Source organism: Halolamina sediminis (genome assembly GCF_001282785.1).
In the GTDB taxonomy this organism is placed as follows: domain Archaea; phylum Halobacteriota; class Halobacteria; order Halobacteriales; family Haloferacaceae; genus Halolamina; species Halolamina sediminis.
Window position 1 is genome coordinate 2029358 of record NZ_CVUA01000001.1, and the last position, 20230, is coordinate 2049587.

The window sequence follows — 20230 nt, forward strand, 5'->3', positions numbered from 1 at the left end:
ACACGCTACACGGACAACCTTCATTTGCGGGCGCAACGGAGGGTCGATAATGAGTGACCGCCCCGCGGAGGTGAGCGCGCCCCCATGAGCGACGAGGAGGAGGAAGACTGGTTCGAGCGCGCGATGCGCGAGGCCGACGAGGAGGAGCGTGCGGGCGCGGACGAGGAGTCACCCGCGGCAGAGGAGTCCGCCGACGACGGGGAGGATTCGTTCGGCGGCGAGGCTGAGAACTCCTTCGACAGCGAGGCTGAGGACGGGGAGGATTCGTTCGGCGGCGAGGCTGAGGACGGGGAGGACTCCTTCGGCGAACCGGTCGCCGATGAGTCGCCGGAGCGTCCAGAGTCGGATCAGTTCGGCGGGTCCGGCGCGGACTCGTTCGACGAGGGCGGGGAGGAGACCGATCCCTTCGGCGGTGTCGCCGGCGACGAGGCCGAGTCCGAGGAGGACCCGTTCGGCGACGCCCCCGAGTTCGGCGAGGGCGGGGGCGGCCGCGATGCGATCGGCGACGAGGGTGGCGCGGACGAGTTCGGCGGTGGCGGCGGGTTCGGCGCCGGTGGTGGTGGCTTCGGTGGTGGCGCCGAGGGGTTCGGTGGCGAGGGGGAGTCGTTCGACGAGGCGGAGCTGGACTCGGACATCGACCGGATCGACGTGGGGATCGAGGGGCTGGACGAGATGATCCTCGGCGGCGTCCCCACGCGATCGCTGATGGTCGCGATCGGTTCCGCGGGGACCGGGAAGACCACGTTCGGCCTCCAGTTTCTCACGGAGACGCTCGAGGACGACGGGCGGGCGATCTACATCACGCTGGAGGAGTCCCGCGAGGCGATCCTCTCGACCGCCGAGGAGAAGGGCTGGCCGTTCCGGAAGTGGCGCGACGAGGGCCGGCTGGCGATCGTCGCGATGGACCCCATCGAGATGGCGAACTCGCTGTCGTCGATCCGGAACGACATCTCGCGGCTGGTCGAGGAGTTCAACGCCGACCGGCTGGTGCTCGACTCGGTGTCGCTGCTGGAGATGATGTACGACCACCCCGCCGACCGGCGGTCCGAGGTGTTCGACTTCGCGCGCTCGCTCAAGCGGGCGGGCGTGACGACGATGCTGACCTCCGAGGCCGACAGCGACGACGCCTACACCTCGCGGTACGGGATCATCGAATACCTCGTGGACGCGGTGTTCATCCTCCAGTACGTCCGTCCGTCGGACTTCCGAGAGACCAGACTGGCGGTGGAGATCCAGAAGATCCGGGACGCGAACCACTCCCGCGAGACGAAGCCGTACGAGATCACCAACGAGGGGATCTCGGTGTACCGGCAGGCGAACATCTTCTGAAACTCCGCCGCGGCGACGAGCAGCCGCGGCGGTGTGAAACCCCATCGCGGCGACGAGCAGCCGCGGCGGTGTCCCGCCCAGCGGTCGTCGGAGTAAAGACCTCCCGCCGTGAGGACGACGTATGACCGGTATCGTGCGGAGGCTCCTCCGCCGGCTGTTCAACCGCGAGTTCCAGCCGGCCGACGTGGCCCAGCAGGTCGTCGGGGGGTTCCTGCTCGCCGGGCCGTTCGTCGTCACCGAGGAGGTCTGGGTGCTCGCGGGGTTCATGAACCCGGCCCAGTGGGTGACGGTAGTCGGGATCGTGGTCGCGATCGGCTGGGGGGCGCTCTACCGCGCCGATAGCGGCCGCGACGCCGACGACGAGACGGAGGTCGCAGGGATCCCCTACCGGTTCCTGACGCTGATGCTCGTCTCCTTCGGCTCGGTGCTCGTGCTGGCGTTCAGCTTCGCCGCACCGGAGGCGTTCGACGCCGACGCCTACCAGACCGCGAAGGCGGTGAGCATCGGCGCCGTCTTCGCGGTGGTCGGGGCCGCGACCGCCGACAGCGTGTTTTAGCCGTCGACGGCGCGTGACCTGCTGCGAGCTTCGGCTCGCAGCCACGGAGCTCGATGCCGTCGACGTGTGACGACCAATACGGCGAGCGCCCTGCTGGGCCCTCCGTTCCCCAGCCACGAAGCTCGATATCCCCGTCGCCCTCCCGCCGACGCTTGCCCCCACCGACGACGGAGTTAAATCCCCGTCACGACTACCAATCGGCAACAGTGAGCGCGACGGTCGAGACGCGCCGGGACCCCCGGGGGGACGGCACCCACGAGTCCGAGGCGTGGCAACTAAAAGAGCGGATCCGCCGGACTGAGGGCGTGTTGAAGCAGCGCCGCAGCTTCTTCAGGGACGCCTATCGCCGTGCCGACTGCCGCCTGATCTTCGTCGACGGGGAGCTCGCCGGCTTCGTCTCGGCCCGCCGCGACGGCTACATCCTCTTCCTCGCCGTCTCGCCGGACCACCGCGGCGAGGGGTTCGGGCAGCGCCTCGTCGCCGACGTGGCCCGCGACCACGACTCGGTGACCTGCCACGCCCGTGCGACCAACGAGGACGCGCTCTCCTTTTACCGCCACATCGGCTTCGAGGTGGTGCGCCGCATCGAGAGCTACTACGAGGACGGCGGCGACGCCTACTACCTCAAACTCGGCGAGGAACGGACAATCTCGGAGAAGCTCTCGGAGTTCGTTCGCCGATAACCGACCTTTCTACTCGACCTTTTGCTGCGAGCCCCGGAGGGCCCTTGCAAAAGCTCGACCAAAAGCCTGCGAGCCTCCCGTTGGTCGGCTCTTGGCCCACTCACTCGCTCCGAGAGAGCGAAGCTCTCTCGTGCTCCCGCTCACTTCGTTCGCGGGAACTTCGCTCGTTCGTGGTCAGTCCAGCGCGTCCTCGAACGCCTGCTCCAGATCGTCCTTCATGTCGTCGACGTGCTCGACGCCGACGCTCACCCGGATCAGCCCGTCAGTCAACCCCGCCGCCTCACGCTCCTCCTTGGGAATCGCGGCGTGGGTCATCGTCGCCGGCTGCTCGATCAGGCTCTCGACGCCGCCGAGCGATTCGGCGAGCGTGAACACGTCCGTCTCCGAGACGACCGTCCGGGCCTGCTCCAGCGTGCCGTCGAGTTCGAAGCTGAGCATCCCGCCGAAGTCGTCCATCTGTTCCGCCGCGAGCTCGTGGTCCGGGTGGCTCTCCAGCCCGGGGTAGTAGACGCGGTCGATCGCGTCGTGGTCCTGCAGCCAGTGCGCCAGTTCGCTGGCGTTCTCGCAGTGGCGGTCCATCCGCACGGGCAGCGTTTTCGTGCCGCGGAGGACGAGGAAGCAGTCGAACGGTGACGGGGTGGCGCCGACGGAGTTCTGATAGAACGCGATGCGGTCGTCGAGTTCGGCGTCGTCGACGATCAGCGCGCCGCCGACCACGTCGGAGTGGCCGCCGAGGTACTTCGTCAGCGAGTGGGAGACGATGTCCGCGCCGTGTTCGAGGGGTCGCTGGAGCATCGGCGTCGCGAACGTGTTGTCCACGGCGCTGAGCGCGTCGTACTCGTCGGCGATGTCGGTCAGCGCGTCGATGTCGTTGACGTTCAGCAGGGGGTTGGTCGGCGTCTCGACCCAGAGGAGTTCGGTGTTCTCCTGCATCGCGTCGCGGACCGCGTCGTGGTCGGTGGTGTCCACGAAGTCGAACTCGAGGTCGTAGTCCTCGTACACCTGCGTGAAGATTCGGTGAGTACCGCCGTAGACGTCGTCGCCGGCGACGACGTGGTCGCCGGATTCGAGCAGATTGAGGACGGTGTTGATCGACCCCATTCCCGAGGAGAACGCGCGGCCGAACTCCCCGCCCTCCAGCGCGGCGAGGTTCTCCTCCAGGTCCGTCCGCGTTGGGTTGCCCGTCCGGGAGTACTCGTAGCCGCGGTGGTCGCCGGGCGCGTCCTGCTCGTAGGTGGAGTTGGCGTAGATCGGCGTCATCAGCGCGCCGGTCTCCGCGTCGGGCTCCTGTCCGGCGTGGATCGCCCGGGTCTCGATGCGTTCGTCGTCGTGCTCGTCGCTCATACCGGCCACTGGGCCGGCGGGGGCGTCATAGTTCCGCTTCCGGCGCGGCCAGTGGGGTGTCTCGGCGGCACATCCCGTCCCGAGAACGCATCGTTTATACGCCGACCACCAGTACGCGGGTACAAGACCATGCCTAGCTCCAACGGGCCCAACACCGGAACCCGGAACAAGCTCTCGAACCACCCCCGCGAGCGCGGCACGTCGCCGCCCCAGCGCGCCATCGCCGAGTTCGACGAGGGACAGAAGGTCCACCTCGTGCTCGACCCCTCGGTGCAGGACGGGCGCTTCCACGCGCGCTTCAACGGCCACACCGGCGAGGTTCTCGGCCAGCAGGGCGACGCGTTCAAAGTCCAGATCACCGACGGCGGCAAGGAGAAGACGATCATCGCCGCCGCCGCCCATCTCCGCGCGCAGGAAGAGTAATGACGATCTTCAAAGAGAAGCTCGACGAGGAGTATCTCACCGCCGCCGAGGTGAAAGAGGAGCTCCAGTCCGTCGAGGAGGAACGCGCGGCCGACGAGGAGCGGGAACTCCGCTACGAGCTGGCTCGTGCCATCGAACACGTGAACCGCTTCGCACTGCTCGACGCCGAGGAGTCCCGCGAGCTGGTCGAGCGCCTGCAGGAGCTCGAGAAGGTCGACGAGGCGACCGCGCACAAGATCGCGGACCTGCTCCCCCGCGACCGCGACGAGCTGCGAACCGTCTACGCACAGGAGCGCTACTCGCTGTCGGGCGAGGAGCTCGACGAGATCCTCAACGTCGTCGCCGAGTACGCCTGACCGCGGGCGCTTTCGACTCGTTCTCACGCCGGGCGACAGTTTATCCGTCGGGGTGACGTACGCCGGCCATGAGCGACGCCGACGAGTCCGGTACGGCCGAGGACGCCGCCGAGGCGGAAGTCGAGTACGCCGTCGTGCTCGACCACCTCCCGTACGGGCGCCCTGACGACGATCGGTCACAGCACCAGAAACCCGAGATCGCCTACGCCGTGGGCGAACAGGAGTTCGACCTGTTCGATCTCACGCTCGTCGACGGCGCCGACGTGAGCATCGGCGACCGGATCGTCGTCGCGCCCGACGCCGACCGCGATCTGGTCCAGCGCTACCGGGAGATCGACCACGACGACCTCTCACGGGGCGCCGAGCAGGAGCTCGACTACGTGATCGAGGAGATCGTCGACCGTCACCCCGACCGCTTCCTCGAGTACTTCAACGAAGCCCAGCCGCTGACCCTGCGGCTCCACCAGCTCAACGTCCTCCCCGGGATCGGCGAGAAGCTCCGGGACGACATCCTCGAGAGCCGCAAGCGGGAGGGACCCTTCGAGAGCTTCGAGGAGTTGGAGGAGCGCATCTCCGGGCTCCACGACGCGAAAGGCACCGTCGTCGAGCGGATCATCGAGGAGCTCACCGAGGACGTGAAGTACCGGGCGTTCGTGGGCGAGCAGCAGTAGCGGAACGGGGCTTTTAACGCCGCCGACGCGGTATCGCCGGTAATGACTGGGTCCGACGACCTGCGGGACCCCGACGCCCTCATCCGTCGGGCCAAGCGGGGGAACCCGGAGTTCGACCAACACTTCCTCGTCGACGACCGGGTGCTCGACCGGCTCCCGGGCTATCTCCCGGAAGCGGCCGACCGCTCGCACGTCCTCGAGATCGGCGGTGGCACCGGCGCCCTCACCGACCGCCTGCTCGCGGCCGCGCCCGCCGACGGGCAGGTCACCGTCGTCGAGCGCGACCCGGATCTCGTCGGCTTCCTCCGCGAGGAGTTCGCCGACGCGATCGAGTCCGGAGCGCTGACCGTGATCGGCGGCGACGCGCTCGAGGTCGACCTGCCGAAGTTCTCGGCGTCGGTGTCGAACCTCCCCTACGGCGCCTCCTCGGAGATCGCGTTCGACCTCCTTCCCCGGAATCGCCCGCTGGTGTTGATGTTCCAGCAGGAGTTCGCCGAGCGCATGGTCGCCGGGCCGGGCGAGGACGACTACGGCCGGCTCTCGGTGTCGGCCCAACACTACGCCGACGTGGAGATCGTCGAGCACGTCCCCGCCGAGGCGTTCGACCCCCGACCACGCGTCGACAGCGCTGTCGTCCGCTGTACGCCCCGCGAGCCGGAGTACGAGGTGGCCGACGAGTCCTTCTTCCTGCGGTTCGTGAAGGCGCTGTTCACCCAGCGCCGGAAGACGATGCGCAACGCCGTCCGGAACACCGGCCACATCTCCGGGCTGGAGACGCCGGACGCCGTCGTCGACGCCGCTGAGGAGTCGCTGATGAGCAAGCGCGCGGGAACCGTCTCGCCCGCGGAGTTCGCCGCGCTCGCACAGCTCGCTCGACAGGTCGACCCCGGCGTCGGCGACAGGGGTGGCTGAATGCCCGGCCACCACGGTCTCCGGGAGGCGATCTGGGCGCTGACGACGTCGACCGACATGCGACTCCTCCTCACGCTGGTCGCGCTGGTCGTGTTGGGGCTCGTGGGCTCGGGGGTGCGGTCGCTCGGCTCGCGGCTGAAAGATCACGTCGACGACCCGGTCGCCGAGTCCGTGCAGGCGGGGATCGTCACGGTCTGGACTGCCGTGACCGCGATGTTCCTGATCGCGGTCTGGCGGGCGGGCCGGCTGCTCGAACAGGGGTTGTCCCAGATCGACCCTTCCCGCCAGCAGGTCGCCGCCATCGCGCTGAGTATCGCCGTGTTCGTGGCCGCGTACGGGCTGACTCGGATCACCAAGAGTAGCATCCGGCGGCTCTCGAAGGAGCGCGGCGCGATCAGCGACCACCAGCAGGAGGTCGCCCACCACCTCGTCCAGCTGTTCGTGTTCGCAATGGGGGTGCTGGTGGTGCTGGGGATCTGGAACGTCGACCCTGGCCAACTGCTGCTCGGTGCGGGGGCCGCCGGTGTCGTGATAGGTCTCGCAGCGCGCCAGACCCTCGGCGCGGTGCTCGCGGGCTTTGTCGTGCTGTTCTCCCGCCCGTTCGATCTGGGCGACTGGGTCGTCATCGGCGAGGAGGAGGGGATCGTCACCGACATCAGCGTGTTCAACACCCAGCTCCGGACGTTCGACGACGAGTACGTGATGATCCCCAACGACATCGTCACGGACACCGAGATCCGCAACCGCTCCCGGAAGGGGCGCCTGCGGATCGAGACCGACGTCGGCGTCGACTACGATACCGACGTGGAGCACGCGATGGCGACTGCCGCCGAAGCGATGGCCGAGACGGAGACGCCGATGGAGCGGCCGGACCCCAACGTCGTGCTCGCGGAGTTCGGGGGGTCGAGCGTCGTGCTCCGTCTGCGGTACTACATCGACAACCCCAGCGCCCGGAAGATGTGGAAAGCCCGGACGGAGGTGATCGCGGCGGTCAAGGAAGCGTTCGCCGCGGAAGGGATCAAGATCCCGTTCCCCCAGCGCGAACTCTCCGGCCGGCCGGAGCCCGGCGGGTTCGCCGCCTCGGGCGTCAGTGCGAGTGACGTGACTGACGACGCGGACGAGGGATCCGAAGACAGCGAGGAGACTGGCGACGACGACACCGACGACGACCGCATCGAGCGCGAAGGCGCTGCCGACGCGGAGGCGGACGGATGACCGACGAGGAGTCGACGGCCGCGGGACTGGCCGAGCGCCGCGGGGAGGAGACGAAGGTGTACCAGCCGGCGGAGGACTCGGGGCTGCTCGCCGACGCCGCCGCGGAGTTCGCCCGCGGGCGGACGCTGGAAGTCGGCACCGGCTCGGGCTGGGTCGCCGAGCAGGTCGCGCCCGAGGTGCCGGAGATCGTCGCCGCCGACGTGAACCCACACGCCTGTCAGCAGGCACGCGAACGCGGGATCGCGGCGGTCCGGACGAATCTCACGGACGCGTTCGCCGATGGGAGCTTCGAGACGGTGCTGTTCAACCCGCCGTACCTCCCGACCGATCCCGAGAACGAGTGGGACGACTGGATGGAGCAGGCGCTCTCCGGCGGGGAGAGCGGGCGCGAGCTGATCGAGCCGTTCCTCGACGACCTCGGGCGCGTGCTCGCGCCGGGCGGGCAGGCGCTGCTGCTGGTCTCCTCGCTCGCGGGGTTCGAGGCGGTCGAGGAACTGGCCCGCGACGCCGGCTTCGTTTCGGAGGAGGTCCGACAGGAGTCCTACCCCTTCGAGACGCTGTCGATCCTGCGGCTGACGCGGTTCTCGATGTGTGCGAAGCCGTCATCGGGGAAGATCGACTGAGCGACCGCTACTGAGTCGTGGACGCAGAGTTTTGCGAGGGAAGAGCGCTCCGAGAGCGTCTTCCCGCATCACGGGGTGGTTGCCCCGACGATGCGAGGGAAGGGATTTGAACTACGTGCAGACGGTCGCTTCGCGCTGCGTCTGCCTTCGTTCAAATTCTTCCGTGTGCATTCGTAGCGCGCCTTCGGCGCGCACTCATGCGAGGGAAGGGATTTGAACCCTTGGACCTCTACAGGAGCGGATCTTGAGTCCGCCGCCGTTTCCCAGCTTGGCTACCCTCGCACACAGTCCGGGAAAACGGGCCGTCGTGGTTTAAGCCAACGGTTCGGGTCGGTCGTTGCGCACTGTTCGCGCTCGCCGGCGATAGTTTCAGGCCCCTGCCCGTTCTACTCCTCCGACGATGGACGAGCACACCCGCGACCCCGGTGTCGCGCCGCCGCTGGGGGACCCGACCGGGTGGCGCGAGGACCGTCGCTGGGAGCACGCGACGCTCCGGCGCGCGGCCGAACACGGCGTCCGGCTGTACAACGACGCCGCCTACACCGAGAGCTACGACTGCTTCAAGTTCGAGTGGTACAACTACGGCCGGGGGACCGCGGAGTCGGCGTTCTGCCACGGGATGCAGCAGGTCGCCGCCGGTACGCACAAACACGCCGCCGACGGCGGGCGGGGGGCCGAGGCCGGTGACGACGGGATGCGGTCGCTGTTCTCGACCGCGCTCGACTACCTGCGCGGCGTGCCCGACGACTTCTACGGCGTCGACGTGGCGGCGGTCCGTCGTCAGCTGCTGGTCGCGATGTTCGAACCGCGGCTGATCGACGACTGGCGGATCGCGATCGACGACCACACGCCCGACGCCTACCCCGCCGACTACGAGTACGCCGCGGGGCTGGGGTGAGATGCTCGCGCCCCAGCGCGTCGCCGACGCGGAGTACGCCAAGTGGCGCGTCCTCGCCGACGTGACCGAGACGTGGTTCGGGACGTTCGTCCACGAGCCTGCCCACGCCGACCGCGCGGCGGCGACACAGCTGCTCGACGCCCGACTCCCGTCCACGGCGGGGCTCCCGCCGTCGGTCGGCGACGACGACGCCGCGCAGGCGCTGCTCGAGCAGCTCGATCGCCTCTACCGGCGCCACGACCTCCCCCACCGCGTCGTCGCCGGCCACGACACCGAGACGGCGGTCCGCCTCGATCCCTTCCTCCGGAACCACGGTTACGAGCGGGAGGACTACCGGGCGCTCGTCCCGGACTCGACCGCCACTCCCGGTGACGACACGAGGCTGCGGTTCGACACTCGCCGGCACGGCAGCGACGACGCCCGAGCCGTCCACGAGGCGGTCGGCCGCGACCCCGCGGGGATCGAGTACACCGCCGCGATCGCGGGCGCGCTCGACGGACGCGAGGTCGTCGTCTCCCGCGACGGGGAGCCGATCGGCGCTGCCGGCTGGTACGTCCACGACGACGAGACCGAAGGGTCGGTCGCCCGGTTCACCCACGTCGGCGTCCGGCCCGACGCGCAGGGCGAGGGCGTCGGCGCCGAACTGGTCCGGGCGGTCGTCGACCGCTGCCCGCTCCCCGCCGAGCGGATCGTCGTCTGCGCCACGGACGAGCACGTCGGCTTCTACGAGTCGATCGGGTTCGTCCGAATCGCCTCGCTCTGGCGGTTCGCGCGGCTTCCCTGAGCCGGCGACGGTCGCCCCGACCGGAGCGCCTTTGCTCGCCCCGGAACAGCCTCGACTATGCACGATCGGGAACTCCTGTTCGATCTCGCCCGGGCCGCCGGCCCGGTGGGGTACGAAGACGGCGTCCGCGCAGTGGTCTGCGAGGCGCTGGCGCCCGCCGTCGACCGTATCGACACCGACGCGATGGGCACCGTCGTGGGAACTGTTGAGGGTGAGGACGACCGCGAGGTCGTCGTCGCCACCCACATGGACGAGATCGGCTTCATGGTGTCGCGGGTCACCGACGACGGCTTCCTCCGGCTCGACGCTCTCGGCGGCTGGAACGCACAGATCCTCCGTGCACAGCCCGTCACCGTGCACACGGACGACGGGACGGTCCCGGGCGTCATCGGCGCCGAGCCGGCCCACACGCGCGACGAGGACGACGTGGCGGATATCGACGACCTCGCGGTGGATCTGGGGCTCGACGGCGACGCCGCGGCCGAGGCCGTCTCGGTCGGCGACGTGGTCACGCTCGACGCCGAACCGCGTGAACTCGGCGACTGCGTGACCGGGAAAGCGCTGGACGACCGCGCGGGCGTCTACGCGATGCTCGCCGCTGCACGCGCCGCAGAGCCAGACGCGACGGTCCACTTCTGTGCGACGGTGCAGGAGGAGGTCGGCCTGCGCGGCGCTCGTGCGGTCGCGACCGACGAGCAGTTCGACCCGGATCTCGTGCTCGCGCTCGACGGAACGCTCGAACGGAGCGTCCCCGGCGTCGACGCCGGCGAGACGGTGTCCACGCTCGGCGAGGGCGTCGGGATCAAGCGCAAGGACGCCTCCGTGATCCCCAGCTCCGCCGTCGTCGAGTGGCTCACTGACGTGGCCGACGCCGAGGAGATCGCTCACCAGCGTGAGGTCGCCGCGAACATCGGGACCGACACCGGGGCGCTCCAGAACGCCGGCGGCGCCGTCCTGTCGGGCGCACTCTCGATCCCCGTTCGCTACCACCACTCCCCCGTCGAGACCGCCCATCGCGACGATCTGGCGGCGACGGTGGCGCTGCTGACGGCGGCGCTGTCCCGGACAGCGTCGCTGATCGAGTAGGCCGAAGCCGATCCCTTCTTGCCCGTTCACCTCCTTCAGTGTGGTATGCGAATCCACCAGTTGGGCGAGGGACAGCCCGAACTGGCCGTCGTCGCTGGCATCCACGGGGACGAGCCCTGTGGCGTCGAGGCGGTCGACCGTCTCGTCGCCGAGGACCCCGAAGTCGATCGCCCCGTGAAGCTGATCATCGCCAACGAGGAGGCGCTGGAGCGGGGCGTCCGGTACGTCGAGGAAGACCTCAACCGCGCGTTCCCCGGCGACCCCGACGGCGACACCCACGAGTCGCGGCTGGCCCACGAGCTTGCCCGCGAGGTGCAGGGCTGTACGGTGCTCGCGCTGCACTCCACACAGTCCTACGCCGAGCCGATCGCAGTGATCGACACCGTCGACGAGATCGCGCGCTCGCTCGCGCCGCTGCTCCCCGTCGACGTGCTGATCGAGACCGACAACTACACCGACGGCCGGTTGGTCGAGCACGCCCACACGATCGAACTGGAGTGTGGCCTCCAGGGGAGCGAGGAGGCCGCCGAGAACGCCTACTGGCTCACCCGGGCGTTCCTCGCGGCGTCGAACGCGCTGTCGGTCCCCGCGACGGACGACCGGCTCGCTCAGCCTGAACGCGGGGAAGTCGAAGTGTTCCGCCTCGACGGCCCGATCGCCAAGCCGCCGGGCCGGGAGTACGACGTGGTCGTCCCGAACTTCGAGCGCGTCGAGGCCGGCGAGCGCTTCGCGATCGCCGACGGCGAGGCGCTGACCGCCGACGAGCCGTTCTACCCCGTGCTCCTCTCGGCGGAGGGGTACGACGACATCTTCGGCTACGCCGCCGAGGCGGTCGGCCAACTGGAGTGAGCCGACTCGCCCGGCGATGGGAACGGCCGTCCGGCGTCGTCGGCGGTTCGGTACGTTTATTTCCGGCACCGGGGTTTGAGTGACCATGAGTGGACGCCCGCTCGACGTGCTCGAGGAGTCGCTCTCGGAGCCGGTGACGGTCCATCTGAAGGACGGCGAGTCCTTCTACGGGGCGCTCTCGGGCTACGACCAGCACATGAACGTCGTGCTCGAACCGGCCGACGCGAGCGACGCCGTGCTGGGCGAACTCGACGTCGAGGAAGTGGACAACACAACGATTATCCGTGGTGACAACGTCGTTTCGGTAACTCTATGACCGGCGCAGGAACACCGAGCCAGGGGAAGAAGAACACCACGACTCACACGAAATGTCGCCGCTGCGGCGAAAAATCCTACCACACGAAGAAGAAGGTCTGCTCGTCGTGCGGGTTCGGGAAGTCCGCCAAGCGACGCGACTACGAGTGGCAGTCGAAAAGCGGCGACAACTGACGGCTCTCACTGCAGTCTTCTCCGCCGTTTTCCCACCGAGTAGCGGCTGCTTTTCGCGCTACTGACGGTCCCAGCGACGGACAGCGCGATCGCCGCGCCGGCCGTCGATATGCACGTATCTGAATATTCTCTCCGTTTACCGGCAACGATACAGCACGATAGCGGGGGTTTTTGGTTCCGCGCGACCGACGGGCGGGTATGCACGAGGGTTCGGCCGAAGGGCCGACCGACGGGATGCGGGAGAAGTGTGGCGTCGTCGGTGTCGCGCTCGAGGACCGCGGGGCCGCCCACCCCTGTTACTACGGCCTGTACGCGCTCCAGCACCGCGGCCAGGAGTCGGCGGGGATCGTCACCCACGACGGGTTCCAGCAGCACGACCACGTCGAGATGGGGCTGGTCGGCGAGGCGTTCGAGGAGGACGACCTCGACGGCCTCCAGGGCTCGACTGGCGTGGGCCACGTCCGCTACCCGACGGCCGGCAGCGTCGACAAGGCCTGCGCACAGCCGTTTACCGTCTCCTTCCGCTCGGGCTCGCTCGCGCTGAGTCACAACGGGAACCTCGTCAACGCCGGCGAGATCCGCGAGGAGTTGGCCGGAGAGGGGCACGCGTTCACCTCTGACGGCGACACCGAGGTGATCGCCCACGACCTCGCCCGCAATCTGCTCGACGCCGATCTCGTCCGTGCGGTCAAGCGCACGATGGACCGAATCCACGGCTCCTACGCGCTGACGGTGATGCACGACGAGACCGTGCTCGGGATCCGCGACCCGCAGGGGAACCGCCCGCTCTGTCTCGGGAAGCTCGACGACGGCTACGTGCTCGCAAGCGAGTCGGCGGCGATCGACACGCTCGGCGGCGAGCTGATCCGGGACGTGAAACCCGGCGAGCTCGTCCTGCTCGACCCCGACGGCACGGGGTACGAGAGCTACCAGCTGGTCGAGGAGGAGCACACCGCCCACTGCTTCTTCGAGCACGTCTACTTCGCGCGGCCGGACTCCGTGATCGACGAGGAGCTCGTCTACGACACGCGCCGCGACCTCGGTGCTCGGCTCTGGGAGGAATCGGGCGTCGAGAGCGACGTGGTGATGCCCGTCCCCGACTCGGGGCGAGCGTTCGCGACGGGGTACGCCGAGGCCGCGAGCGAGGAGCTCGGCGACGACGGGCCGGAGTTCGCGGAGGGACTGATGAAGAACCGCTACGTCGGGCGGACGTTCATCATGCCGACGCAGGACCAGCGCGAGCAGGCCGTCCGCCTCAAGCTCAACCCCATCCGCTCGACGGTCGAGGGGAAGTCGGTCACGCTGATCGACGACAGCATCGTCCGCGGGACGACCTCGACGCAGCTCGTATCGCTACTGGAGGAGGCCGGCGCGGCGGAGGTTCACCTCCGCATCGGCGCGCCGCAGATCCTCGCGCCCTGCTACATGGGGATCGACATGGCCTCCCGCGAGGAGCTGATCGCCGCGGGGCAGGACACCGAGGATATCCGCGAGACGGTCGGTGCGGACTCGCTCTCCTACCTGAGCGTCGACGGCGTCGCCGAGGTGCTCGGCGAGTCGCGTGCGGACCTCTGTCTGGGCTGTGTCACGGGAGAGTACCCCTACGACATCGATGGCGAGGAGACGGATCGGGACGTGACGCGGCCGGAGATCGACGGCGCCGTCGTGGCGGACGACTGAGGGACGGCGATCGTCAGCCGTGACTCTGTGACGACTGAGGGACGGCGATCGTCAGCCGTGACTCTGTAACGACTGAGGGACGGCACAAGCTCTTTCTCACGCCCGCCGAAGGAGCCCGTATGCGGACGTTCTCGCCCGACGGTACGGATCGGCAGTCGCTCTCGGACGCGCTCGGGACGACCGACGTGGCGATCAACCGCTACCGCCTCTCTCCGGGTGACGGGCTGCCGAGCGGGCTCCACGCCCACCTCGATCAGGAGGAGGTGTTCTACGTGGTCGAGGGGACGGTGACGTTCGAGACGCTCTCGGAACCGATCGTCGTCGACGCCGGCGAGGCGGTTCGGTTCGCGCCCGGCGAGTACCAGACCGGCACGAACGTGGGGGAGTCGCCGGCCCTCGTGCTCGCACTCGGCGCACCGACCGAGACCGAGCAGGTGCGCATCCCGTTGGACTGCCCGGACTGTGGCCACCGCGGGCTCTCCCCGGCGTGGGATGGCGAGGTGCTGCTGGCCTGTCCCGAGTGTGGCGGCGAGCACCGAATCCGGGGCTGTCCGGCGTGTGGGCGCGAGGAGATGCAGGTCGCGTCTGGGGATCGCGAGGGAGAGACGGTCGTGGTCTGTCCCGACTGCGGCGCGGAGCGGTCCGAACCGCAGTGGAGGTAGTCAGGCGATCACGTACACGAGCAGGTAGACGACGACACCGAGTGCGAACGAGATCGCCCAGAGCGGCGCCGCGATCTTGCCCACCTTTCGGTGGTTCGTCTCCGGGATCTCCGAGACGGGGTAGCTCCACGCGAGCAGCAGCGCGTAGAACACCAGCGGCACGCAGACGATCGCGAGCGTGATGTGGATCCCGAGGATCGCGAGGTACGCCGTCTCCAACAGCCCCGTCGCCGGGAACTCCGTCGGCCCGACGAGGCTGACCCGGTAGAGATAGGCGACGAGGAACAGCGCGAACAGGCCGAACGTCGCCCCCATTAGCTTCCGGTGGCGCTCGACGTTCCCCTCCCGGATCGCCCGGACGCCAAGGATCACGGTAGCCAGCGCGACCGTACAGATCAGCGCGTTCAGGTGGGGGATCGCGTCGACGATCGCCGCGGGCGCCTGCGGGAGCGCCTCCGCGGGGACGACACGCAACGCGGCGGCGAACACGAGCGCGAGCGCGACGACGGAGAGCAGCGTCGCCGTCCCGAGCGTGTGGTCGCGGACGGTAGCACGAACGTTCATACCGGAGCGTCGACCCCGCGGGCCAAGAAACGTGTGGCAACGGCACGGCGCCGTCGGCTCCCCGGGGCTATCTCGTCGCCCGACGGCGACGCGAAAAGGAAGCCCTTTTACTGGACCGTCGGTAATGAACGACTGCAGCAAGCACGCGAGCGTGGGTAGCCAAGCTAGGCCAACGGCGCAGCGTTGAGGGCGCTGTCCTGTAGAGGTCCGCCGGTTCAAATCCGGTCCCACGCATCGCACGGTGAGCAACCACTCACCATACGATGCAGGTGCTCGTCCGCTGGACAGCACCCACGCACAATCCTTCCGAACGTTACTCGAATAGCGATAGTGTTGTCCTGGAGAACTATGCATCTCGCCCCAGTAGCGCCAGCTATGCCCGGGAAGTCGAGCGACTCGCGAGCCCTCCAACTGATCGGACTAGCTGTCGCGGCCGTTGCCGTCGTCGGCACGACGGTCTTCGGCTGGGAGTTCGGCCAGCCGGACTCGGCGGCGCCGCTCGCGATCGCGGCCGTCTGTGTCGCGATCGTGGCGATCAACTGGCTGCGGTAAGGGGCGTCAACGAGCGATCACGCCAGCGTCGCCACTCCCGAACGAGCGTCGAAAGAAATCGGCACTGCGGAAGCGTCGGTGAGAGGGTCGCTGCCGTTTAACCGAACAGCTCGCCGAGGCCCTCGCCGGACTCCTCGTCGTCACCCTCGTCGTCGTCGTCTTCGGCCTCGGCCTCCTCCTCGGCGTCGTCCTCTTCCTCTGCTTCCTCGGCCTCGTCGGCGCTACCGTCAGCGCCGCCGGCGGCCGCACCGCCCGCGGCGGGCGCAGCGGCGGCCGTCTCGATGGCCTCCTCGATGTCGACGTCCTCCAGCGCGGCCACGAGGGCCTTGACGCGGGACTCCTCGACGTCGACGCCGGCCGCTTCGAGCACGGCCGTGATGTTCTCCTCGTTGATCTCCTCGCCCGATTCGTTCAGCGTGAGTGCAGCGTAAACGTATTCCATTGTAAGTTACCCGAACATCTCGCCGAGACCTTCCCCGCCGTCGCTGTCGTCGTCGGAGTCGTCCTCCGGCTCAGCGTCGTCGGCGTCCTCGGCATCAGTCGTTTCGTCGTCCTGTTCGTCCTCGTCCTCGTCGACGTCCTCGGAGGCTGCCGGCGCTTCCACGCCCTGCAGCTCCTCGGGGAGTGCCTCCTCGTCGTCGATCTGGGCGGCCAGCGCACGCAGCTGTGCGTCCGCCTTGCCGATCAGATCGGGGGCGAGCTCCTCGTTGACGATCGTCGCCTCGAGGCCGACGGATTTGGCCTCGCCGGCCGCCTTCGCGAGCAGGGTGCCCGCGTTCTCGGCGGTCGGGTAGGCGGCGTTGACCGAGAGGTTCCGGGCGGCCGCGGCGGCAGCCTGGACGTCCTCGCGGTACTCGTCGACGTCGAGTGCGAGCTCGTCGGGCTCGAACAGCACGCCGTCGGCGTAGACGGCGCGCAGGTCGAGACCGACCTCCTTGGGCTCGATACCCATCTCGGCGAGCACGTTCGCCAGGTCCTCGGAGACCGTCTCCCCCGCGTCGAGCACGTGGGAGTCCTCGGTGACCTTGATCGACCCCTCCATGATCCGGGCGGAGGCGCCGACCGACTGCAGCTCGCCCACGAACGGGCCGGGGTCGATCCCGGTGTCACCCTCGGGGATGACGATGTCGTTGGGGGCGACCTCGCCGGCGCCGATCGGCGCCGGGGTCTTCGAGGCTTCGAGCTCCTTGAACAGCCCGAACGGGTTGTCGTTCGAGCCGACGAAGGCGACCTCGCCGCTGATCTCCGCGGCGAGCTGTTCGAGGCCCTCGTCGACCTCCTCGACGGCGCGGGTCATGAGCGTGTTGCGGCTCATGCGCACCTCGGCGGTGCCGTGGAGCCCGCGGCGCATGCTCTGGAGCTGTCGCGAGGGGATGCCCGTGACGCCGACGACGCCGACGGCGTCGTAGCGCTCGAGGAAGTCGACGAGCTCGTCGACCTCTTGCTGCTTCCACTCGGGCACCGTCTCGGTCTTGCGGACGTCCTGGGCTTCGCTCATGCGGGCACCTCCACGGCCGGCCCCATCGTGGTCTTCACGTAGATGGAGTCGATGTTGAGGGGGCCCTTCTCGAGGTCGGCCTCGAGACGACGAATGATGACGTCGATGTTGTTCGAGACCTCGTCGGGGGTCATGTCCTGGGCGCCGACGCGGGTGTGGAACGTCCGGCGGTCGCCGGAGCGGATCTGAACGGTGTTTTTCATCCGTTCGACCGTCTCCACCACGTCGTCGTCGGGCTGGAGCGGGGTCGGCATCTTCCCTCGCGGACCGAGCACGGTCCCGAGGTAGCGGCCGATGTCTTGCATCATCGCGGCCTCCGCGATGAAGAAGTCCGTATCGTCGGCGAGGTCCTTCGCCTCGTCGTCGTCGTCGCCGAGATCCTCCAGCTCGTCGGGGCTGAGCACCTCGTCGGCGACGTCTTCGGCGCGGACGGCGGTCTCGCCGGTCGCGAAGACGACGATACGTGTCTCCTGTCCGGTTCCTGACGGGAGCACGACGCTCTCGTCGACCCGGTTGGACGGGTCGTTCAAGTCGATGTCGCGCAGATTAACTGCGAGGTCGACCGTCTCGGTGAAGTTCCGATCGGGTGCGTCCTCGAGTGCGCGGGATACTGCTTCCTCTATTGAATCTGCCATCTTTCACCTCCGTAGTACGCGTAGGCGGCTCCTACGGGTGAGTGAAACAGGCTACGCCTGTCTCACCCGAGACGACGGCGATGCGAGACTTAAAGCCGTCGAACTCGGGACCCGCCGAAACCCGGCGAGGGCGCCGTCTCGGACCCTGTGACGCCGTCCCGTGGCGCGGCGACGCGCCGCGTCGGCGAAGGCAAAACCCTATACCACGAACTCCACAAGCGAGCACAGGAATGGAGGACCGCACGCGGAACTACCTTCGAGGGCGCTTCGGCGACTACTACGCCGACGCCGACCTCTCGGTGCCGCCCGAGCCCGCGGCTCGGGAGTGGGGGCACATCCCCTACACCGAGAGCGACGGAACGACGATGGTCCGCCACCGGTCGCTGCTGGATATGGGCGGGGATGCCCAGTCGGTCCGGGAGTTCCTCGAACGCGAGGCGCCCCGCCACGCCTACTTCTCGGCGGCGCGCTACGACGACCCCGACAACAGGACGATGGCCGAGAAGGGCTGGCGCGGCGCGGATCTCGTGTTCGACCTCGACGCCGACCACCTCCCCGGCGTCGACGAGGAACAGGCCAGCTACGCCGAGATGCTCGCGGCGTGTAAGGACGCACTCCAGCGACTGCTCGACCTGCTCCGGGAGGACTTCGGCTTCGCCGACGACGAGCTGCTGATCGTCTTCTCGGGCGGCCGTGGCTACCACGTCCACGTCCGCAACGGCGCGTTGCTCGACCTCGACAGCGAGGCCCGGCGCGAGATCGTCGACTACGTCCGCGCGGTCGACCTCGACCGCGACGACCTGATCCGCACCGTCTCCTACGGCGGCACCACCCGCCGCGAGCTCAAGACCGGCGGCGGCTGGGGCCGACGCGTCCACCGCGAACTCGTGGAGTTCGTCGCCGAACTCCGGGAGATGGACCGCGAGGACGCCCTCGAAGCGCTCACCGCGTTCGATGGGATCGGCGACGGCCGGGCGAGCACCATCCTCGACGCCGCGGAGCGCAACCCCGACGCGATCCGCGAGGGGAACGTCGAGGCCGGCGGTCCCGGCCTGCGCAAGCTGATCGAGGCGCTGACCGCACAGGTCGTCGGGAACGAGACCGCGCCGATCGACGAGCCCGTCACCACCGACGTCCGCCGGCTGATCCGACTCCCGGGGACGCTCCACGGCGGGACTGGCTTCGTCGTGAAACCAATCGACCCCGCGGATCTCGACGCGTTCGACCCGCTAGAAGACGCCGTCGCCCACCGCTTCCGCGGCCAGCGGATCATGGTGAACGTCACCGAGCCCGGCCCGGTCGATCTCGGCGGCGAAACAGCTTTAGAGCCCGGTCCGCAATCAGTGGAAGAGTACGTCGGCGTGTTCCTCATGGCGAGGGGGCGCGCCGAGAAAGCCGCAGAGTAACCGAACGACCCCGCAGGCCGCCGTTGCGCCACCCGCGCGGCCCCAACACACAGCATGGATATCGACGAACTCCAGACGGTCCAGAGCAAGGAGCGCCAGAAGGACAGCCTCCAGCACCTGCGGGACTCGTTCTACGAGGACGTCGCGGCGTACATCGAGGAGCTGAAAGCGGAGCGCGAGCGCGTGGCCGAGGAAGCCGACGAGCCGTTCTCGGACCCCGAGGTCTCCCGGCTGAGCGACGACATCGAGCGCGCGGAGGACGTCGTCGAGGCGATCTACGAGCGCCGCGTCGGGAAGGTCGTCAAGATGGCCTCGTTCAAGGCCGCCGATATGCCCGTGGAGGAGGAGGGGCTCACCACGCAAGAGCGGGACCTGTTCGAGGATATGGTCGGCCGTATCGGCGAGAACCGCTCGCGCGTGCTGGACATCCTCGCCGGCGAGGGCGACAGCGTCCCCGCGGGCTCGCCGGGCGCCCAGCCCGAGCCGACCCAGACGACGGAACCGAGCGAGCCGGCAGCGCCCGGCGGCGGGGCGCCGACGGGAACCGACGACACCGGTCCCTCACGCGACGAGCCGGCGGTCGGCACGGGCGCGCCCGATCCGGCCGGCCCGTCGAGCGCCGACGAGTCCGACGACGTGCCGCCGGCACCGCCGGACAGGCCGGCCGGTGAGGCCGAGGCGGCGGGGTCGGAACCGCCCGAGGCACCGGTCGATCCCCGATCGGACGGCGGGGTCGCGACCGCGAGCGCCGACGTGGGCGGAGACGACGCGCCTACGAGTGCGGACGCCGCCGCGACCGGCGCGGGGACGGAGGCCGCCGCTGCGGCGGCTGACGACGAGCGGACGACCGTCCGCGTCACCGAGGACGTGGGGCGATTGCTCGGCGTCGACGATCGCGAGTACGAACTGGAGAGCGAGGACGTGGTGTCGCTGCCCGCGGACAACGCCGAGGCGCTGCTCCAGCGCGAGGCCGCCGAGCAGCTCTGGTGAGGCGTCGCCGGGAGCGGAAAGCGTT

General features: G+C 68.9%; 25 protein-coding genes and 2 tRNA genes. 21 read left to right on the forward strand and 6 right to left on the reverse strand.

Going from position 1 to position 20230, the window contains the following annotated elements; all coding sequences use genetic code 11:
* The first annotated feature begins 84 nt into the window (after positions 1-84).
* The 3 genes from BN1959_RS10135 to BN1959_RS10145 all read left to right on the forward strand — a co-directional run bounded on the left by BN1959_RS10135 (position 85) and on the right by BN1959_RS10145 (position 2568).
* Complete coding sequence (locus BN1959_RS10135; RefSeq protein ID WP_053948544.1) at positions 85-1329, forward strand: KaiC domain-containing protein; 1245 nt, start codon at positions 85-87, stop codon at positions 1327-1329.
* Between the two features lie 121 nt (positions 1330-1450).
* The gene (locus BN1959_RS10140) at positions 1451-1885 is read left to right on the forward strand and encodes a hypothetical protein (protein WP_053948545.1); all 435 of its coding nucleotides are present in this window, start codon (positions 1451-1453) and stop codon (positions 1883-1885) included.
* Positions 1886-2091: 206 nt separating this feature from the next.
* On the forward strand, positions 2092-2568 hold the full coding sequence (locus BN1959_RS10145; RefSeq protein WP_053948546.1) for a GNAT family N-acetyltransferase: 477 nt from the start codon (positions 2092-2094) through the stop codon (positions 2566-2568).
* Between the two features lie 174 nt (positions 2569-2742).
* Here the strand turns inward: BN1959_RS10145 and BN1959_RS10150 are convergent, their stop codons facing one another.
* Complete coding sequence (locus tag BN1959_RS10150; protein ID WP_053948547.1) at positions 2743-3912, reverse strand: cystathionine gamma-synthase; 1170 nt, start codon at positions 3910-3912, stop codon at positions 2743-2745.
* A 129-nt stretch (positions 3913-4041) separates the two neighbouring features.
* Between BN1959_RS10150 and BN1959_RS10155 the strand changes: the two genes are divergently transcribed.
* The 6 genes from BN1959_RS10155 to BN1959_RS10180 all read left to right on the forward strand — a co-directional run bounded on the left by BN1959_RS10155 (position 4042) and on the right by BN1959_RS10180 (position 8112).
* Positions 4042-4335, forward strand: a complete 294-nt coding sequence (locus BN1959_RS10155) for a 50S ribosomal protein L21e (RefSeq protein WP_053948548.1) — start codon at positions 4042-4044, stop codon at positions 4333-4335.
* Positions 4335-4691: an RNA polymerase Rpb4 family protein gene (locus BN1959_RS10160; RefSeq protein ID WP_053948549.1), complete on the forward strand. Its 357-nt coding sequence runs from the start codon at positions 4335-4337 to the stop codon at positions 4689-4691. Before BN1959_RS10155 ends, BN1959_RS10160 begins: the two co-directional genes overlap by 1 nt.
* Positions 4692-4759: 68 nt before the next feature.
* Positions 4760-5362 carry a DUF655 domain-containing protein gene (locus tag BN1959_RS10165; protein WP_053948550.1) on the forward strand — a complete coding sequence of 201 codons (603 nt, stop codon included), beginning with the start codon at positions 4760-4762 and terminating at the stop codon, positions 5360-5362.
* Between the two features lie 42 nt (positions 5363-5404).
* Positions 5405-6274, forward strand: a complete 870-nt coding sequence (locus tag BN1959_RS10170) for a 16S ribosomal RNA methyltransferase A (RefSeq protein ID WP_202594673.1) — start codon at positions 5405-5407, stop codon at positions 6272-6274.
* Positions 6275-7489 carry a mechanosensitive ion channel family protein gene (locus BN1959_RS10175; protein ID WP_053948551.1) on the forward strand — a complete coding sequence of 405 codons (1215 nt, stop codon included), beginning with the start codon at positions 6275-6277 and terminating at the stop codon, positions 7487-7489.
* Positions 7486-8112 (forward strand): HemK2/MTQ2 family protein methyltransferase, encoded by a 627-nt coding sequence (locus BN1959_RS10180; RefSeq protein ID WP_053948552.1) that lies wholly within the window; start codon positions 7486-7488, stop codon positions 8110-8112. Before BN1959_RS10175 ends, BN1959_RS10180 begins: the two co-directional genes overlap by 4 nt.
* A gap of 198 nt (positions 8113-8310) precedes the next feature.
* Here the strand turns inward: BN1959_RS10180 and BN1959_RS10185 are convergent.
* Positions 8311-8394, reverse strand: a tRNA-Leu gene (locus BN1959_RS10185).
* Between the two features lie 118 nt (positions 8395-8512).
* Here BN1959_RS10185 and BN1959_RS10190 point away from each other — a divergent pair.
* From BN1959_RS10190 to BN1959_RS10220, 8 genes are all read left to right on the forward strand, one after another.
* On the forward strand, positions 8513-9010 hold the full coding sequence (locus tag BN1959_RS10190) for a hypothetical protein (protein WP_053948553.1): 498 nt from the start codon (positions 8513-8515) through the stop codon (positions 9008-9010).
* A gap of 1 nt (position 9011) precedes the next feature.
* Positions 9012-9794: a GNAT family N-acetyltransferase gene (locus BN1959_RS10195; protein ID WP_053948554.1), complete on the forward strand. Its 783-nt coding sequence runs from the start codon at positions 9012-9014 to the stop codon at positions 9792-9794.
* 57 nt (positions 9795-9851) lie between these two features.
* Positions 9852-10880 carry a M42 family metallopeptidase gene (locus tag BN1959_RS10200; RefSeq protein ID WP_053948555.1) on the forward strand — a complete coding sequence of 343 codons (1029 nt, stop codon included), beginning with the start codon at positions 9852-9854 and terminating at the stop codon, positions 10878-10880.
* Between the two features lie 45 nt (positions 10881-10925).
* Entirely contained in the window at positions 10926-11729 is an 804-nt protein-coding gene (locus BN1959_RS10205; RefSeq protein WP_053948556.1) for a succinylglutamate desuccinylase/aspartoacylase domain-containing protein, read from the forward strand.
* Between the two features lie 85 nt (positions 11730-11814).
* A complete protein-coding gene (locus tag BN1959_RS10210) occupies positions 11815-12045 on the forward strand; it encodes an LSM domain-containing protein (RefSeq protein WP_053948557.1) in 231 nt (76 codons plus the stop codon).
* Positions 12042-12218, forward strand: coding sequence for a 50S ribosomal protein L37e (locus tag BN1959_RS14430; RefSeq protein ID WP_079978661.1), 177 nt, complete (start codon positions 12042-12044; stop codon positions 12216-12218). Before BN1959_RS10210 ends, BN1959_RS14430 begins: the two co-directional genes overlap by 4 nt.
* A gap of 198 nt (positions 12219-12416) precedes the next feature.
* A complete protein-coding gene (gene purF, locus BN1959_RS10215; protein ID WP_053948558.1) occupies positions 12417-13898 on the forward strand; it encodes an amidophosphoribosyltransferase in 1482 nt (493 codons plus the stop codon).
* A gap of 119 nt (positions 13899-14017) precedes the next feature.
* A complete protein-coding gene (locus BN1959_RS10220; RefSeq protein WP_053948559.1) occupies positions 14018-14560 on the forward strand; it encodes a cupin domain-containing protein in 543 nt (180 codons plus the stop codon).
* Here the strand turns inward: BN1959_RS10220 and BN1959_RS10225 are convergent, their stop codons facing one another.
* Positions 14561-15124 (reverse strand): DUF420 domain-containing protein, encoded by a 564-nt coding sequence (locus BN1959_RS10225; protein ID WP_053948560.1) that lies wholly within the window; start codon positions 15122-15124, stop codon positions 14561-14563. It lies immediately after the preceding gene.
* A 149-nt stretch (positions 15125-15273) separates the two neighbouring features.
* On the opposite strand from BN1959_RS10225, the gene BN1959_RS10230 reads away from it, so the two are divergent.
* A tRNA-Leu gene (locus tag BN1959_RS10230) sits at positions 15274-15358 on the forward strand.
* Positions 15359-15499: 141 nt separating this feature from the next.
* The gene (locus BN1959_RS14745) at positions 15500-15676 is read left to right on the forward strand and encodes a multidrug transporter (RefSeq protein ID WP_154018264.1); all 177 of its coding nucleotides are present in this window, start codon (positions 15500-15502) and stop codon (positions 15674-15676) included.
* A gap of 97 nt (positions 15677-15773) precedes the next feature.
* On the opposite strand, the gene rpl12p is transcribed toward BN1959_RS14745, so the two are convergent.
* Genes rpl12p through BN1959_RS10245 form a run of 3 tightly spaced genes read right to left on the reverse strand, consistent with a single transcriptional unit; the run spans position 15774 to position 17809 of the window.
* The gene (rpl12p, locus tag BN1959_RS10235; RefSeq protein ID WP_053948561.1) at positions 15774-16118 is read right to left on the reverse strand and encodes a 50S ribosomal protein P1; all 345 of its coding nucleotides are present in this window, start codon (positions 16116-16118) and stop codon (positions 15774-15776) included.
* Between the two features lie 6 nt (positions 16119-16124).
* Entirely contained in the window at positions 16125-17174 is a 1050-nt protein-coding gene (locus BN1959_RS10240; RefSeq protein WP_053948562.1) for a 50S ribosomal protein L10, read from the reverse strand.
* Positions 17171-17809, reverse strand: a complete 639-nt coding sequence (locus BN1959_RS10245; protein ID WP_053948563.1) for a 50S ribosomal protein L1 — start codon at positions 17807-17809, stop codon at positions 17171-17173. The genes BN1959_RS10240 and BN1959_RS10245 overlap by 4 nt, the downstream gene beginning before the upstream one ends.
* A 230-nt stretch (positions 17810-18039) precedes the next feature.
* Here BN1959_RS10245 and priS point away from each other — a divergent pair, with 230 nt between their 5' ends.
* Positions 18040-19215 carry a DNA primase small subunit PriS gene (priS, locus tag BN1959_RS10250; protein ID WP_053948564.1) on the forward strand — a complete coding sequence of 392 codons (1176 nt, stop codon included), beginning with the start codon at positions 18040-18042 and terminating at the stop codon, positions 19213-19215.
* Between the two features lie 54 nt (positions 19216-19269).
* The gene (locus BN1959_RS10255; protein ID WP_053948565.1) at positions 19270-20205 is read left to right on the forward strand and encodes a DNA replication complex subunit Gins51; all 936 of its coding nucleotides are present in this window, start codon (positions 19270-19272) and stop codon (positions 20203-20205) included.
* Positions 20206-20230 lie beyond the last annotated feature (25 nt).